Genomic DNA, 17146 nt, shown 5'->3' with positions numbered 1-17146 from the left:
TGAGAACATATAATGTTCTATAAAAATGAATTGATTTTAAGATAAGGCATTGTAATTATTATTAGATAATAATGTTATGTTTTCGTATTAATTTCAAAAATAAGTTTACCAAAGTTGACTAATAGCAACCTTATGCCACATATAAATTTTAAGTATTAATCCCTATTCTTATTGTTTTGTGTGGCTTTTTTTTATGTTAAATTGAAACATGCTCTCAAGAGGTTGGTTCTAAACAAGCTAGTTATTTAAGGCTTGATGGTTCTAAATTGGTTGCAGTTAAATTGCAAGAATTAGAGAGGTTTTATTCTTTTCCATATTGTTAAAGGTAGAGGTCATGAAATCGCTAGAATTACTTCAGCAGATTTCGATAAAAAAAAATCAAACAGTTTTAAATAACGAAGTGATTCAAACTAAAGTAATTAAAATAAAACAACCATGAGATATCTTTCTACGTTATTCATATTTTTTTTGATGTTTCAATCTTGTAAAAAAGGAAATAATATTGATGGAAACCCACTTTCTAAAGAGAAGCAAAAAACAGAGATAAAAGATGGGTTTGAAACGTATATTAATCCATTAGATATAGATTATACCTATATGGTTTATAATTCAACCCAAAATAAATCCTACCGCTCAGGTGCAGATCCGGCAGTTATAGAATTTAAAGGTGAGTATTACATGTTTGTAACGCGTTCTTTTGGCTATTGGCATTCTACCGATTTAGTCAACTGGGATTTTATTAAACCAGAACAGTGGTTTTTTGAAGGTAGTAACGCGCCTACAGCTTTTAATTATAAGGATTCGTTAGTGTATTTTGCGGGTAATCCTGCAGGCTACGGTAGTATACTTTACACAGACGATCCAAAAGGGGGAAAATGGACCCCAACAGCTTCTATATCTACAGACATTCAAGATTCAGAATTATTTATCGATGATGATGGGGAAACCTATTTATATTGGGGTTCTTCTAATGTGAATCCGCTTCATGTAAAAATGTTGAATAAAGACGATCGGTTTTTAGAAACAGGAGTTCGTAAAACCTTGTTTAATCTGGTTGAAGAAGAACATGGCTGGGAACGTTTTGGCGAAAATAACTTTCACCCAACTTTAAAGGAAGGTTATATGGAAGGTGCTTCTATGACCAAACACAACGGAAAATATTATTTACAATACGCCGCACCTGGTACGCAATTTAATGTGTATGCCGATGGAGTTTATATTGGAGAGACTCCATTAGGACCTTTTACATACATGAAAAATAACCCGATGAGTTTTAAACCAGGCGGATTTACAAATGGTGCAGGGCACGGCATAACGGTGAAGCAAACCAATGGGCAATATTGGCACTTTGCAACGATGGCACTTGCTTCTAATTCGCAATGGGAACGTCGCTTGTGTATGTTTCCTACTTATTTTGATGATGATGGATTAATGCATAGCAACACATCATATGGTGATTATCCGCGTTTTGGAGCTAATCATCCTACAAAAGCAGGACAACATAATGGTTGGATGTTATTGTCTTATAAAGGAGGTGTTACAGTCTCTTCTTCTTTAATGCAAATTAAAAAATTTACGTCTGATGACGATGCAGTAGAAGTCACAGAATTACCTTTAGAAAAAAATAATAAAGATCAAATAATCTCTAAAGTATTAACAGATGAGAATCCTAAAACATTTTGGGTTGCAGATGCTAATGATGATAAGCAATGGCTAACGATTGAAATGCTAAAACCAGGAAATATCAATGCTTTTCAGTTAAACTTCCATGACCATGAATCAGGAATCTATACACGTACCGAAGGATTGAAACATCAATTTACTATTGAAACTTCGGAAGATGGCGTTAAATGGCAAACCGTTGTAGATAGAAGTATGAGTGAAAAGGATACGCCTAATGCATACATTGTATTAGATGAAGCCGTAAAGGCAAAGTATGTGCGTTACAATAATGTAAAAGTGCCTGGAGCAAACTTTGCGATGTCAGAGTTTAGAGTCTTCGGATTAGGACTCGAAGATAAACCAGCAGATGTTGCAGAATTTAAAGTGAAAAGAGAGGAGGATCGTAGAGATGTGTCTTTTTCTTGGAATGCAGTAGAAGGTGCTCAAGGTTATAATATTCGTTGGGGGATTGCAGAAGATAAATTATATCAGTCTTGGCAAGTTTACGATGCAAATGAGCATTTTATGCGTTGTTTAGATCGTGATACGCCTTATTATTTCACAATTGAAGCATACAGTGAAAACGGAATTTCTGAAAAAAGTGCGGTTATCTATGTCGAATAAATTTTAAAATATGAAGTGTTTATTTCTATTGTATTTTGCTATTCGTTTTTTAGTGATAAGCGATTCAAAATAAATATCTAAACTGAACTTTGACTTATAAGATGTATTCAAAAGGTTTTTTATTTAATAAACCGGTTGTCAGAGAGATAGGTTTTAATGTTGAAAAAACACTACTGAAGTACTTAAAAATATAGCTTTAAGCGGTGATAGAACATCAAAGATCTAATGGATGATTTACCAATTTTAGTTAAATTGCAGTTGTAAATTTTAAATAAACGAAGTCTCTAAAATAATATTAAATATAATTAAAATGAAAAAAGGTGTTTTCTTACTATTAATAGCTGCAGTTTCCGCTCTGGGTGGTTTGCTTTTCGGTTATGATACAGGAGTTATTAATGGTGCTCAATTTTATCTCACAGAGTATTTTGATTTAAGTGATGCGTTAAAGGGCTGGGTTGTAGGTAGTGCACTAATAGGTTGTTTTGTAGGTGCTATTGTTGCGGGTCCATTGAGTATAAAAATAGGAAGAAAATGGTCTTTAATAATTTCCGCCATATTCTTTACTCTTTCTGCTTACGGATCTGGTTTGCCAGAATTATTTCCTCAGACAGTAAGTATGTTGGTGGTTTTTAGAATTATTGGAGGTTTAGGTATTGGTGTGGCATCGATGAATGCACCTATGTATATCGCAGAAATTGCACCTTCAGATATTAGAGGGCGTATGGTGACTTATTATCAATTGGCTATTGTTATTGGCTTCTTTGTAGTATTCTTAGCAACCTATTTTATTGGTAATGATTTAACCGTGGCAGAGAATATTGAATTTGGATGGAGAAGAATGTTTTGGTCAGAGTTAATTCCGAGTCTATTATTCTTAATCTTATTATTTATTGTCCCTAAAAGTCCAAGGTGGCTGGCTTTAAAAGGTGATGAAAAAGCAGCATTAGCTGTTTTACGTCAAATAAACGGAGATGATGTAGCAGAAAAAGAAATGCTTCAGATTAAGAAATCTCTCAATGAAACTAATGATGGTATCAAAGTAAGTTACTTTTCTAAGGGAATATTAGTTATTATAGCTATTGGTACTGTACTTTCTATGTTACAACAGTTTACAGGGATTAATGCTGTTTTGTACTATGGTGCTGATATTTTTGAAAAAGCACTTGGTTTTGGAAAAGAAGATGTGCTTGCACAACAAATACTATTAGCATTTGTTAATTTAATATTCACATTTGTAGCAATGTTTACTGTAGATAAATTTGGTAGAAAACCTTTATTGTATATTGGGTCTGTAGGTATGATTGTTGGGTTTTTGCTTCTAGGTATAACATTACAACAAGGAAATGTCGGTGTATTGTCATTAATTGGAGTATTAATGTTTATAGCATCTTTTGCTTTATCTATGGGGCCTGTTGTTTGGGTTTTATTAGCTGAGATGTTTCCTAATAAAATAAGAAGTGTTGCTATGTCTGTAGCTGTTGCAGCACAATGGGCGGCTAATTATGTGGTTTCTCAATCGTTTCCAGTCGTTATGGGAAGCGAAATGAATAATAGTGAACCATGGAATGGTTCATTGCCATATTACATCTTTATAGCGTTTATTTTAATCATTGTATTTGTAACCTATAAATTTATACCAGAAACAAAAGGGAAGTCTCTTGAAGAGATTGAAGGATTCTGGAAATAAAACTTATTTGAATATTTATTGAATAAAAAAATCAAGGTGTTTACGCCTTGATTTTTTTGTTTTAAATAGTTTTATAGTGAGTTCTAAAATAGAATTTAAGATATAAAACCAAAAAACCCGATTCATTTGAATCGGGTTTTGGTGGTGGTGCCTCCAGGAATCGAACCAGGGACACAAGGATTTTCAGTCCTTTGCTCTACCAACTGAGCTAAGGCACCAATTGCTTTGTTAAGCGGGTGCAAATATAAGAGCTTTTTTTATATCTCCAAATAGATTTTAATAAAATTTGATTTTATATTTTTGTAAAAATATAGTTTGAGTATGAATCTTATTGTAGATGTGGGTAATACGTATGTAAAGTTTGCTGTTTTTAATTTCAAAAAAATTTTATATAAAACATCTTTTGAGCTAAAAGAGTTAAAAAAAGAATACAAATTGATCAAAGAAAACTATCCAGAATTAAAAAAGGCGATAGTTGCATCTGTGGGGTATTTGTCTAAAGAAGAAATAGAGATGCTTTCAAATGATCTAAAAGTTATAGAATTATCTTCAAACTTAAATTTCCCTTTTCAAAACTTATATGAGACACCAAAAACATTAGGTGTAGATCGTATTGCTCTAGTTTGTGCTTCTGTAAATCAATTTCCCAATAAGAATGTTTTAATAATAGATGCAGGAACATGTATTACTTATGACTTTATTTCCAAGGATAATGATTATCTTGGTGGCGCAATTTCACCTGGTTTAAGATTACGTTATAAAGCTTTGAATAATTTAACAGCAAATCTTCCGTTATTAGAAACTAAGATGCCAGATCAGATGATTGGTGGTTCTACAAAATCATCAATTCACTCAGGTGTAGTTTTTGGCACAATTAAAGAAATTGACGGCGTAATAGGAGATTATATCTACCAATACCCAGATTTAACAGTTATTTTAACAGGAGGGGATACCAATTTTTTGTCAAACCAATTAAAAAATAGCATATTTGCGAATTCAAATTTTCTTCTAGAGGGTTTGAATTACATTCTAGAATATAATTCAAAATAATGATAAAAAGATTCATTGTAATTTGTATTACAATTATAAGTTCTGCAGCTTTTGCACAACAAGGTACAGGGTCACCATATTCGTTTTACGGTATTGGGAGTCTTATGGCAAAGGGAACGGTAGAAAACCGTAGTATGGGTGGTATTGGCGTATACTTAGATAGTATACACGTTAATTTAAGAAACCCTGCATCCTATGCTACAAGTAACGTGAAGTCTTTTCCTTTTAATGGTGAGAGTAGACCTGTTAAGTTTGCATTTGCTGGTTCTATGTCTAACTCTTCTTTAGAAAGTAACACAGGTTCAGCAACAACCAATAGCGCTATATTTGATTATTTGGCAATTTCAATTCCGGTTGGGAGATTTGGTTTTGGCTTCGGTTTAACTCCATATACCTCTGTTGGGTACCAATTAGATGATATCAACGATGATGGAAATATTGTAAATCGTTTTTCGGGAGAAGGAGGTTTAAATAAAGTTTTTGCAGGTTTGGGTTATCAGGTTTCAGATAAGTTAAGTATTGGAGTTGATTTCAATTATAATTTTGGAAATATTCAGAATGATGTTATTGAAGTAGCCTATGGAACTGATGGTAGTGTTATTCAATATCAAACCAACGAGTATACGAGATCTGATTTAAGTGGTCTAAATATGAATTTTGGTGTTTCTTATAAAACAATGCTAAACGAAGAATTAGAATTATCTACTACAGCGACGTTTGCACCAGGCACTAAATTAAGTTCTGATAATATAAGATCCTATTCAACAGTTGTTGTAGATGGGGCTACACTAGATGTTACAGGCATCGCAGAAATTATAGAAGCTGACTTAGACGCTAACGGTCTTGAAAACACAAAATTAACATTGCCCTCAACCTTTACTTTAGGAGCTGGTATTGGTGCCCCTAAGTCTTGGTTTGTAGGTGCAGAATATACTTATCAAAATTCAAGCGATTTCTCTAATCCTCTTTACACCAACTTAAGTTCATCTTTCGAAAACTCATCAAAGTACGCTATTGGTGGTTTTTATATTCCTGATTATAATGCTTTTTCAAGTTATTTAAAACGTGTGGTTTACAGGGCTGGTTTTAACTTTGCAAATACAGGTTTGGTAATAAAAGATGAGTCGATTAATGAGTTTGGCATATCTTTTGGTTTAGGTTTACCAGTTGGGAACCGAAATTTATTTTCTAATGCTAACCTAGGACTAGAATTTGGACAGAGAGGGACAACTAATCAAAACTTAATCAAGGAGAATTTTGTAAACTTTAATGTAAGTTTATCTTTGAACGCTAGATGGTTTGAACAACGAAAGTATAATTAACTAATATAACTTAAAATGAAAACGAAAATAACGATACTATTTCTTGCACTTTTTATGAGTGTTAATCTTGGATTTGCACAGCAAGATGAAGAATGCACGAATAATCTATCTATTTTTAATGATTATGCAAAAAATAAGAAATATGATGAAGCATATGGCCCTTGGAAAATAGTTAGAGAAAAGTGCCCTAAATTTAATAGAGCTATTTATGTGTATGGTGAAAAAATTCTAAAGCATAAAATAGAAAACTCGACAGGAGAAGAACAAATAGCACATATTAATGATTTAATGTTGTTATATGATCAGAGTAGAGAGAATTTTGAATCTAGATATGATCTTGGTGAAATTTTAGCAGACAAAGCTAATTTAAGTTATAAGTACAGAAAAGAACTTAACAAAACTGACCAAGAGCTTTATAATATGTTTGATGAAGCGTATACCAAAGATGCTAAGAACTTTAACAGTGCAATAGGTCTTTATACTTACTTTTCACTTGGTGTTGATTTATATGATGCAGGAGCTAAAACACCAGAGGATGCACAATATTTATTTGACAAGTATGATGATGTTAATGAAATAATAGTTGGCTTAATTGATGGTTACACTGTAAAATTAAATGAGTACGCTGAAAAAGAAGAGGCTGGGACAGCGTTAACACGTAAAGAAGAGTCATATAAGGCTAATTATGAGTCTAATATCGAAGTTTTTGAAACTAAGATTATTGGTAGTATGGATTCTAAATTAGGTCAGAGAGCTAATTGTGAGGTTTTAGTGCCATTATATGAAAAAGATTTTGAAGCAAACAAAAATAATGGTGAGTGGTTACAACGTGCCATGAATAGAATGTATGCCAAAGAATGTAAGTCAGATCCTTTATTCTTAAAATTAGTACAACAGAAAAATACTATTGAGCCAAGTGCTGATACAGCATTTTACTTATACTTACTTACTGATGAGCAAAAGTATTTTGATCAGACTATAAAATTAGAAACAGATCCGTTAAAGAAAGCTAAACTATATAAGAAATTAGCTCAAGAATCTAAAGCTAAAGGTAGTTATTCTAAAGCAAGACAGTATTATATGCAAGCTTTAAAACTTAACCCTTCAGATGGTTCCCCTCACTTATCTATTGCAGCAATGTATGCGAAAAGTGCAAATAGTTGTGGAGATACAAACTTTAATAAAAGAGCCGTGTTCTGGTTGGCAGCTTTAGAGGCAGAAAAAGCTGGTAGAGTAGATGGTAGGTTAAAATCTATTGCAGCTCAAACAGCAGCAAGCTATAGAGGTAGTGCGCCAAGTAAGACTGAGATTTTTAGCTGTACTTGTGCTGGTGAGACTATAAGTATTGGATGTTGGATAGGACGTTCTGTAACTGTACCAAGTAATTAATTGAAAAAAAATATATTACATAGCATTAAAAACATAGTCACAGCAATCGTTGTGACTTTGTTTTTTTCTTGTAACAACAACTTTGATGAAGTTCAAAAGGTTGGTGTATTACAAAACGGACCTGTTGGTGAAGCTGTAGATTTAGATCTCGATTATACGGAGTTTAAAGAAGATACAGTAAAATTAATCACCAATTTATTAAGTCCTAAAATGTTGGACTATTCTAATCGAAATTTTGCGTTTTCTGAATTTCCAGAAGGTGTTGAGTTGATTATCTTTGATGATAATGGTTATAAAACAACAATTACTTCTAATTATGCAATAGTATATTCTGACACGGATATCATAGACCTTCGTGGAGATGTAAAGATTGCTTCACACCAAAAAGATACGTTGTTTACGGAACAACTTTATTACAATCAAAAGTTAGAATGGGCTTTTACTAATGAGCCTTTTTTACTTAAGAGTTTAACAAGTAATTTGAAGGGAATTGGTTTTGATTCCGATAAAAATTTGAAAGAACCACAAGTGTTAGAATCTAGTGGAGATTTTGAAGTAGAGAATTAACTATCTTTGTCTAAAAATTATTTTACAATCACATGAAAATACAAAAGATTTTTCATTACGCTTATATCATTTTTGCAGTACTTTTTATTTATGATGCTATTACAAAATGGTCAGACGATAGAAACAAAGCTTATATGTCATTATTTTTTGCGGCATTAGCAATCTTTATGTTCTTCTTTAGAAAGCGTTTTAGCAAAAAGATTGAAGACCGTAACAATAAATAATTTATGACTGCTGACTTAGTCATTATTGTAACTACACTTGTATTATCTGCTTTTTTCTCAGGGATGGAAATAGCCTATATTTCTTCCAATAAAATCCATATTGAGTTAGAGAAAAAGCAAGGTGATTTTTTAGGAAAAATATTAGGTAAGCTCACAGCTAAACCTTCCAAGTATATTGCAACCATGCTAATTGGTAATAATATAGCATTGGTTATTTACGGGCTAAAAATGGGAGAGGTCTTAGTGAATTGGTTCAATTCCATGCTACCTTCAGATAGTCCTATTTTAAGTTATTTATTTGTAGATCTGCAGTTGTTATCTCAAACAGTAATTTCAACACTAGTTATTCTAGTAACAGCAGAATTCTTACCAAAAGTATTCTTTCAAATTTATGCCAATACCTTATTGAAGGTTTTAGCATTACCTACCTATATTTTCTATATTATATTTTCATGGGTTTCAGATTTTATCATTTGGATTTCAGAAGCTGTTTTAAAATATATATTTAGAGCAGAAGGTGAAGATGTGGTGCTTGCAATGACCAAAGTAGAACTTGGTAATTATATTACAGAGCAAATGGAATCTGTTGAAGATGATGATGACGTAGATAGTGAAATTCAAATATTTCAGAATGCTTTAGAATTTTCAGGTGTAAAAGCAAGAGAGGTTATGGTGCCTCGTACCGAAATTACATGCGTAGATGTATCAGATAGTATAGAGAATCTTAGACAACTTTTTATTGAAACAGGTAGAACTAAAGTTATTATATATAAAGATAATATTGACGATATATTAGGCTACGTACATTCATTTGAGTTGTTTAAAAAGCCTAAAACAATAAGTTCTATTGTTATGCCTGTCGGTTTTGTTCCAGAAACAATTCTTGTTAAAGATGTTTTAAATATTTTAATTAAGAAACGTCGAAGTATGGCGGTAGTAATTGATGAGTACGGAGGTACATCTGGCATAATGACTGTTGAAGATATTATTGAAGAATTAGTTGGTGAGATTGAAGATGAGCATGATACTATAGAAAAAGTAGAGGAGCAGTTAAGTGAAAACACGTATAAATTTTCAGCGAGGCTAGAGGTTAATTATGTTAATGAAATTTATAAACTGAACCTTCCAAAAAGCGAAAATTATGAAACCTTAGGTGGTTTAATCGTACATGCTACAGAAGGAATTCCAGAAGAGAAAGACGATGTGTTAATTGATAACTTTAAGTTTACCGTTACAGAAGTATCTTCAACAAAAATTGATGAAGTTATTTTAAAAGTATTAGATGTAGATTAGATTTTTTAGCCTAATAGGTGTTTTAGTTCATTTAATCGTGCTTAATTAAAATAATTATTCATTTAAAGATGTCGGTATTTCAATACATAAGAGCTTCAATATTTTAGCGCAATAGAGTAAAAGAATCAATAAAGTTTTTAAGGCTTATAAAAACTAAACTTCTCCTTTTATTATTTGCTAGAATATACTATTTTCGCACACTTATTTACACCAAATTAAAGACTATACAAAAAGACTATGGCAGTTTTAAATAAAATTAGACAGCGCTCACTGATATTAATATTAGTAATTGCATTAGCGTTATTTTCATTCGTTATTGGAGATTTATTCAAAAACTCGGATTCCTTAACAGGTAGTTCACAAGATGTTATTGCTACTATTAATGGTACTGATATTAACAGAGTTGAATTTCAACAAAAAGTAAAAAATTATCAAGATAGATCTGGTGGAAGACAAACTTCTACACAGTCTATGAATGCTATTTACAACCAAGAGGTTCGTAAAATCGTTCAACAATCAGAGTTTGATGAATTAGGGTTGTCTGTTGAAAAAGACGAAATGAGAGATTTATTAAAAATTAGTTTTTCATCTTATCCAGAATTTCAAGATGCAAACGGAAATTTTGATTTTAATCGTTTAAATGCATTTATTGCAAACTTGAAAGACTTAAACGGTGATACTGCTCCTTTAGGTAATTTCTTAGTAAACTATGAAAGTTGGACATCTAATGAACAAACAATAGCAGCTAACGCAATACAGCAAACGTATTATAACTTAATAAAGTCAGGTGTTGGTGCTACAATTTCAGAAGCTGAAGAAGAATATTTAGGAGATTCAAAAACTGTAGATATTAAATATGTACAGATACCTTACACAACTATCGACGATAGCGCTGTAGAAGTTTCTAAAAGTGAAATCACTGCTTATATGAAGGAGCATGAGGATACTTATAAGTCAGATGCTACAACTGAAGTTGTTTATGTAGAATTTAAAGAAGGAGCTTCTAAAGCTGATGAAGATAAATTAAAAGCAGATTTAATAGCTTTAAAATCTGATAGAGAAGAGTACAACGAAAATAGCAAGAACACAGAAACTATTCCTGGTTTTGATTCTGCTACAGATATAGAAGAGTTTGTAAATTCTAACTCAGCTACAAAATACAATGATGCATTTTTAAGAGAAGGTCAATTACCAACAATTGCTAAAGACACTTTAATGAAATTAAATGTTGGTGGTTATTACGGACCTTATAAAGATGGTGAATACTACAAATTATCTAAATTAATTGCAGCTAAGCAATTGCCAGATTCAGTAAAAGTACGTCACATTTTAGTTCCACACATTGGCGGACAAAGAGCAGATGCATCTATAACTAAAACACCAGAACAAGCTAAAGCAACAGCAGATAGTATTTTTGCGGCTATTAAAGGTGGAACTAAATTTATGGATTTATTAGAATTATCTTCTGATAAAGTAAGTAATGAAAAAGATGGTGAAATTGAATTTGATTATTTAGCAGGAATGGCACCTGAGTTTAAAGCGTATGCTTTTGATAATAAAGAAGGTGATATTGATGTTGTACAAACTTCTTTTGGATACCATATTATTGAAATTTTAGAGCAAAAAAGTTTTAATAAAGCAATTAAATTAGCAACTGTTTCTACTAAAATTGAACCATCAGATCAAACACTTCAAGATGTCTTTAATAAAATGTCTAAATTTGAAATTGCATCGAAGGATGGTGATTTTAACGCATTAGCCAAAGAACGTGATTTAGTAGTGAAACCTATTACTTTTAAAGCTTTAGATGAAACAATTCCTGGTTTAGGAAGTCAGAGAGAAGTAGTACGTTGGTCTTTTGATAGCGATACAGAGGTGGGAGATTTTAAAAATTTCACAATTTCTAATTTTGGTTACATTGTAGCAAAAGTAGTAGAGAAAAGAGAGGCTGGATTAATGAGTACTGAAGATGCTTCAATTACAGCATTACCAGAAATAAGAAAAGAGAAGAAAGCGAAATTAATTCGTGAAAAAATAAGTGGAACATCTGTAGATGCTATCGCTCAAAATCAAGGTCAGAGTGCAAGAACAGCTGCAGCGCTTACTATTAATAACACGACGCTATCTGGTGCTGGTGCTGAGCCTAAAGTTATAGGATCTGCATTTGGTTTAGCTCAAGGGGCTACATCTAAACCTATTGATGGGCAAAAAGGTGTTTATGTTATAGAAGTGAAGAAAGTAACTGATGCAACAAAATTAGATAACTATACAGCTATTATGAACAGGTTAAGTTCTGAGCGTAGAAACTCAGCACAAACTAAAGTGTATACAGCTTTAGAGGATGCTGCTGAAATTGAAGACAATAGAGCAAAAACGGTTTACTAACCGTATTATAATACGATAATGAAAATGGCTTTACATAAATGTAAAGCCATTTTTTTTGTGGCAATAAATTAAATTTATAGTTTTAAAACTCTGTATTGAGTGTTGATTTGAGCAAGAGATTGGAGAAAATCAATATGAGATTAAATATAAAGGGGAAATTAGATTCAGTGAGTTTTATAATATCATATTTCGATAAGGAATCACAATGTCGTAACCAAGGGCATTAAAATAGCGTGTAGGGTTAAATGTTGATGCTGCTAAAACGAAATCACCACCCCAAGCGCCTAAGCTCTTTATAGAGCCTTCAAAATCCGAAAATAAACGAGATTTAATAGGTTCTTGTTGGATTAGTTTAGAAATTATTAGTTCATGACTATCAATTAAGCGTTCAAATTTATGAAGTGAAGTACAAGAAATCATGGCTTCTGTGATGCTATTAATCTCTTCTAGAATATCATTATTAACTTTGCCTAGTTTCTTATAAGTCGAAATACCATCTCTACTATTTTGCTTCTGATTAAGATATACAAAATAGAGCTGGTTTATAAATTTTGGTTGAAACGTTACAACATCAACCAATGGGTTTGCTTTAGATTTCAGTTGAAAAGTAATAGGCGTATCAGTTTGTGCGCAGGCAATATCATAACCACTCCCGCCAAATGTTTTTTGTAATAATTGGTAAGCATTTACATTGGACCAATCTGCCATATTATTAATTAAGGTTGAGGAAGTACCTAAACCCCAAGCCCTGTTAAAATCTTGATGTGTTGTAATATTATAACCTTCTCCTGAAGCTAAAAAATCAGGATTCATATCTCTGATAGCTTTCAGTATTTGAATTAAACGCTCACTTACATCGTTATTAACTTTAGCTATTATGCAAAGTATGTCTGAATCATTTTCGATTAAAAACTCATCTTCAAACCAAACCTCATTAAGCTCATTATAACTTTTCCAATAGATGATGTTTGTAGTGTTGTTTTCAACCGTTAAACTCTGACCATATTTTGTTGGTATAGCTAAAGCTTTGGCACCATCTAATACAGCGTATTCTGCTGTGAGTAGTAATTTTCCGTTACTTCGGTAGGTGTGAGAGTGAGAGTTCAAAATGAATGAGATATATGATTTTATTTTACTATGAAACTATGTAGCTTATAGCCTTTGTTACTTTAAAAAACTATTTCCGCAAAGCTTCAATAGCATCTACAACGGCACTATGCGTTACTGTATGTGTTTTAAAATGCTCCACTAATTTTACTTTTTCTACTTCAGTAGCTTCAAACTGATTTAGAATATTCATTAAATGCATTTTCATATGCCCTTCTTGAATTCCTGTGGTTGTCAATGATTTTACAGCACCAAAATTCTGAGCTAATCCTGCAACAGCAACAATCTGCATTAAATCTTTCGCATTGGGTTTTTGAAGCATTTCCATTGCAAATTTCACTAAAGGATGTAAACTTGTTAAACCACCAACGGTTCCTAAAGCTAATGGAATTTCAATCCAGAATTTAAAGACACCATTATCGATAGAGCAATGTGTTAAACTTGAATATTTACCGTCTTTTGCAGCATAGGCATGCACTCCTGCTTCAACGGCTCTAAAATCATTACCTGTTGCTAAAACAACGGCATCAATCCCATTCATTATTCCTTTATTATGCGTAACAGCTCGGTAAGGTTCTATTTCTGCTATGCTAACCGCTTGTTTAAATTTTTGAGCAAATTGTTGCGGATTCGGTATGTCTTTACTTTTTAAATCCTCAATATCACAAGAGACCTCTGCACGTACTAAACATTCTGGCACATAGTTAGAAAGAATACTCATTACAATAGTAATATTCTTTTCGTCTTCAGTAAATCCTTCAAATTGTAAGGCTTCTGTCTTAAAACTTACAGCAAATTGCTCTAAACATGAGTTGATGAAATTTGCTCCCATCGCATCTAAAGTTTCAAACGTAGCATGAAGTTGATAATAGTTGGTTAAATCTTCGGTTTTATTTCGTAATTCAATATCTAAAATACCACCACCTCTACGTTCCATGTTTTTAGTGATGAAAGCAGTATCTTCAATTAATTTAGATTTAACCTCTTTAAAAAATGCTTGAAGTTTTGCAATATCTCCTTTATATATAAAATGTACCTGACCAATTTTTTCAGTCGAAATTACTTTAGCTTTAAAACCACCGCGCTCTAACCAAAATTTAGCAGCTTTACTAGCGGCAGCTACCACAGAACTTTCTTCAATAGCCATGGGGATAGCATAAAGTGTATCGTTTATAAGGAAATTTGGAGCAACACCTAAAGGTAAATAATAATTGGTAATGGTATTTTCAATAAACTCATCGTGCAACTTTTGTAGTTTATCGTCTGAATTCCAATACTGTTGCACAAGTGTTCTAGCGCTATCTTGGTCTGTGAAATATGTATTTAAAAGCCAATCGATTTTTTCAGATTTTGAAAGCTTTGAAAAGCCAGAAATGGTATTGTCCATGTTGGTTTTGTATTTAAAAAAAACAAAGATAGTAGGATTGGTGTAAAATGCTTTAATAATCAATTGCAAAAGCCGATTTACTGTTAATAATAGCGGTTTTTTCCATTATTTTTAGTAAACTTGGCATTGCTTTATTGAAATTAAAATTTAATAAAACTAGCATGTCAAAAATCCTATCTAAGAAGAGGATTGTCATTAGTATAATGCATGTGATCTTAAAAAAATAACAACTATACAACAGATGAAATTGAAACAACTTCCTGCTATTTTAGCCTTTTTAATAACTTCTTTAGTTTTTAGCCAAGAAAAACAAATTACACTTCAAGATATCTGGACAGGTCAATTTAGAACAGAAGGAATGCAAGCCTTACATTCTATGGAGAATGGAAACCAATATTCTGTTTTAAATTTTGATAGAGATAGCGGAACATCAACCATAGATATTTACGATTACGTCACTTTAAAAAAAGTAAAAACCTTAATCTCTTCTGCTGATATAGTAGAGATTCAAGGTTTTTTTGATTATAAATTTAATGCGGATGAATCAAAATTAATTCTAACAACAAAATCAGAGCCTGTTTTTAGGCATTCGACATTAGGTGAATATTATATTTATGATATCGCTTCAAAAAAAGTAACTAAAGTTTCTGATGACTTAGTACAAGAGCCTACATTATCACCAGATGGAGCTAAAATAGCTTATGGATTTAATAATAATTTATTTGTTAAAGATCTAAAATCAGGAAATGTTGAACAGATTACAACAGATGGTGAAAAAAATAAAATTATTAACGGTATTACGGATTGGGTTTACGAAGAAGAATTTGCCTTTGTAAGAGCTTTTGATTGGAATGCGGATAGTAATCAAATTGCATTTATTCGTTTTGATGAATCTGATGTTCCTGAGTTTTCAATGGATGTTTATGGTTCTGATTTATACCAAACGCAACATGTTTTTAAATATCCAAAAGCAGGTGAAGCGAATTCTAAAGTGTCATTACATTTATATGATTTAAGCTCTAAAAATGCAAAAGAACTTAAAGTTGATAAGGTTTATAAAGATTTTTATATCCCAAGATTAGAATGGACCAATGACGCTAATGTTCTAAGCGTTCAGTTTATGAATCGTCATCAAAATGAATTAGATCTTTGGATGATTGATACTAATACAATGACTTCAAAAAATGTATTGGCAGAAAAAGATAAGGCTTATATTGATGTAACGGACAACTTAACATTTTTAAATGATAATAGTTTTATCTGGACAAGTGAATTAGACGGTTTTAACCATATATATCATTACGCCAAAGACGGAAGGTTAATTAACCAAGTAACAAAAGGTAATTGGGAAGTAACTGATTATTATGGTTTTAATGAGAAAGCAAATACTATTTATTTTCAATCTACGGAGAATGGTTCTATAAATAGAGATGTATATTCTATAAAATTGAGTGGTAAAAGTAAAAAACGTCTCACCGAGAAAACGGGAACAAATAGTGCATCATTTAGTGCAGATTTCGCTTATTTTATTAATACATTTTCAAGTGCAACAACACCATATGAATATACTTTACACCAATCTAAATCTGGTAAATTAATTAAGAATATTCAGGATAATAAAAGTCTTACAAAACAATTAGATGGTTATGTAATGTCTAAAAAAGAATTTAGTACCATTTCTATCAATGGGAACGATTTAAATATGTGGACTATTAAACCAAAGGATTTTGATGCTAATAAAGAATATCCATTATTTATGTATCAATATTCTGGTCCAGGTTCTCAGCAAGTCGCTAACCGTTGGAATGGTTCTAATGATTATTGGTACCAAATGTTAGCACAAGAAGGTTATATTGTGGTTTGTATTGATGGTAGAGGAACGGGTTTTAAAGGTGCAGATTTTAAAAAGGTGACGCAAAACGAACTAGGTAAATACGAAGTAGAAGACCAAATAGCAGCAGCTAAACAATTGGGAGAATTAGATTATATTGATAATTCTAGAATAGGAATCTGGGGTTGGAGTTACGGTGGTTTTATGAGTAGTAATGCACTTTTTAAAGGTAACGATGTTTTTAAAATGGCCATTGCCGTAGCACCTGTTACAAGCTGGAGATTCTACGATTCAATTTATACAGAACGTTATATGACTACTCCTCAAGAAAACCCAAGTGGTTATGATGAGAATTCACCAATTAATCATGTAGATCAATTGAAAGGCGATTTCCTATTAATTCACGGTTCTGGCGATGATAATGTACATGTGCAAAACACAATGCGTATGGTAGAAGCTTTAGTTCAGGCAGACAAACAGTTTGAATGGATGATTTACCCTGATAAAAATCACGGTATTTACGGAGGAAACACAAGATTACATTTATATAAAAAGATGACTAACTTTATCCACAAGACTTTAGGAGATAAGTTGGAAGTATCCAAAAATTAGAATTCT

12 protein-coding genes and 1 tRNA gene are annotated in these 17146 nt (G+C 32.0%); 10 read left to right on the top strand and 3 right to left on the bottom strand.

The window, feature by feature from the left end; translation table 11 throughout:
• Positions 1-435: 435 nt before the first annotated feature.
• Together HM985_RS01955 and HM985_RS01950 are read left to right on the top strand one after the other, a co-directional pair.
• Positions 436-2286, top strand: a complete 1851-nt coding sequence (locus tag HM985_RS01955; protein ID WP_246284909.1) for a family 43 glycosylhydrolase — start codon at positions 436-438, stop codon at positions 2284-2286.
• 310 nt (positions 2287-2596) lie between these two features.
• Positions 2597-3973, top strand: a complete 1377-nt coding sequence (locus HM985_RS01950; RefSeq protein WP_179374617.1) for a sugar porter family MFS transporter — start codon at positions 2597-2599, stop codon at positions 3971-3973.
• A gap of 142 nt (positions 3974-4115) precedes the next feature.
• Here HM985_RS01950 and HM985_RS01945 read toward each other — a convergent pair.
• Positions 4116-4191: transfer RNA gene (locus tag HM985_RS01945), tRNA-Phe, on the bottom strand.
• Positions 4192-4294: 103 nt separating this feature from the next.
• Between HM985_RS01945 and HM985_RS01940 the strand changes: the two genes are divergently transcribed.
• The 7 genes from HM985_RS01940 (at position 4295) to HM985_RS01910 (ending at position 12203) form a co-directional block, all read left to right on the top strand.
• Entirely contained in the window at positions 4295-5023 is a 729-nt protein-coding gene (locus HM985_RS01940; protein WP_179374616.1) for a type III pantothenate kinase, read from the top strand.
• The gene (locus HM985_RS01935) at positions 5023-6345 is read left to right on the top strand and encodes a hypothetical protein (RefSeq protein WP_179374615.1); all 1323 of its coding nucleotides are present in this window, start codon (positions 5023-5025) and stop codon (positions 6343-6345) included. Before HM985_RS01940 ends, HM985_RS01935 begins: the two co-directional genes overlap by 1 nt.
• A 15-nt stretch (positions 6346-6360) precedes the next feature.
• Positions 6361-7734 (top strand): hypothetical protein, encoded by a 1374-nt coding sequence (locus tag HM985_RS01930; protein ID WP_179374614.1) that lies wholly within the window; start codon positions 6361-6363, stop codon positions 7732-7734.
• A complete protein-coding gene (gene lptC, locus HM985_RS01925) occupies positions 7735-8301 on the top strand; it encodes an LPS export ABC transporter periplasmic protein LptC (RefSeq protein ID WP_179374613.1) in 567 nt (188 codons plus the stop codon).
• A gap of 32 nt (positions 8302-8333) precedes the next feature.
• A complete protein-coding gene (locus HM985_RS01920; protein WP_179374612.1) occupies positions 8334-8525 on the top strand; it encodes a hypothetical protein in 192 nt (63 codons plus the stop codon).
• A 3-nt stretch (positions 8526-8528) separates the two neighbouring features.
• A complete protein-coding gene (locus tag HM985_RS01915) occupies positions 8529-9818 on the top strand; it encodes a hemolysin family protein (RefSeq protein ID WP_179374611.1) in 1290 nt (429 codons plus the stop codon).
• A gap of 237 nt (positions 9819-10055) precedes the next feature.
• On the top strand, positions 10056-12203 hold the full coding sequence (locus HM985_RS01910; protein WP_179374610.1) for a peptidylprolyl isomerase: 2148 nt from the start codon (positions 10056-10058) through the stop codon (positions 12201-12203).
• A 174-nt stretch (positions 12204-12377) separates the two neighbouring features.
• Here HM985_RS01910 and HM985_RS01905 read toward each other — a convergent pair whose 3' ends face one another.
• Complete coding sequence (locus tag HM985_RS01905; RefSeq protein WP_179374609.1) at positions 12378-13310, bottom strand: GYDIA family GHMP kinase; 933 nt, start codon at positions 13308-13310, stop codon at positions 12378-12380.
• A gap of 70 nt (positions 13311-13380) precedes the next feature.
• Complete coding sequence (locus HM985_RS01900; RefSeq protein ID WP_179374608.1) at positions 13381-14697, bottom strand: hydroxymethylglutaryl-CoA reductase, degradative; 1317 nt, start codon at positions 14695-14697, stop codon at positions 13381-13383.
• 241 nt (positions 14698-14938) lie between these two features.
• Between HM985_RS01900 and HM985_RS01895 the strand changes: the two genes are divergently transcribed.
• Positions 14939-17140, top strand: a complete 2202-nt coding sequence (locus tag HM985_RS01895; protein WP_179374607.1) for a S9 family peptidase — start codon at positions 14939-14941, stop codon at positions 17138-17140.
• The last annotated feature ends 6 nt before the right edge of the window (positions 17141-17146 follow it).

The organism is Winogradskyella wichelsiae (assembly GCF_013403925.1).
Classification (GTDB): Bacteria; Bacteroidota; Bacteroidia; order Flavobacteriales; family Flavobacteriaceae; genus Winogradskyella; species Winogradskyella wichelsiae.
Note: the sequence above shows the minus strand (reverse complement) of the source record. Positions and strands in the feature narration are given on the sequence as shown.

What these genes read in the sequence shown, in the direction of transcription:
- HM985_RS01940 (WP_179374616.1), top strand. Translation starts at nt 4,295, where the DNA reads ATGAATCTTATTGTAGATGTGGGTAATACGTATGTAAAGTTTGCTGTT.
- HM985_RS01920 (WP_179374612.1), top strand. Translation starts at nt 8,334, where the DNA reads ATGAAAATACAAAAGATTTTTCATTACGCTTATATCATTTTTGCAGTA.
- HM985_RS01955 (WP_246284909.1), top strand. Translation starts at nt 436, where the DNA reads ATGAGATATCTTTCTACGTTATTCATATTTTTTTTGATGTTTCAATCT.
- HM985_RS01930 (WP_179374614.1), top strand. Translation starts at nt 6,361, where the DNA reads ATGAAAACGAAAATAACGATACTATTTCTTGCACTTTTTATGAGTGTT.
- HM985_RS01910 (WP_179374610.1), top strand. Translation starts at nt 10,056, where the DNA reads ATGGCAGTTTTAAATAAAATTAGACAGCGCTCACTGATATTAATATTA.
- HM985_RS01950 (WP_179374617.1), top strand. Translation starts at nt 2,597, where the DNA reads ATGAAAAAAGGTGTTTTCTTACTATTAATAGCTGCAGTTTCCGCTCTG.
- HM985_RS01915 (WP_179374611.1), top strand. Translation starts at nt 8,529, where the DNA reads ATGACTGCTGACTTAGTCATTATTGTAACTACACTTGTATTATCTGCT.
- HM985_RS01895 (WP_179374607.1), top strand. Translation starts at nt 14,939, where the DNA reads ATGAAATTGAAACAACTTCCTGCTATTTTAGCCTTTTTAATAACTTCT.
- HM985_RS01935 (WP_179374615.1), top strand. Translation starts at nt 5,023, where the DNA reads ATGATAAAAAGATTCATTGTAATTTGTATTACAATTATAAGTTCTGCA.
- HM985_RS01900 (WP_179374608.1), bottom strand. Translation starts at nt 14,697, where the DNA reads ATGGACAATACCATTTCTGGCTTTTCAAAGCTTTCAAAATCTGAAAAA.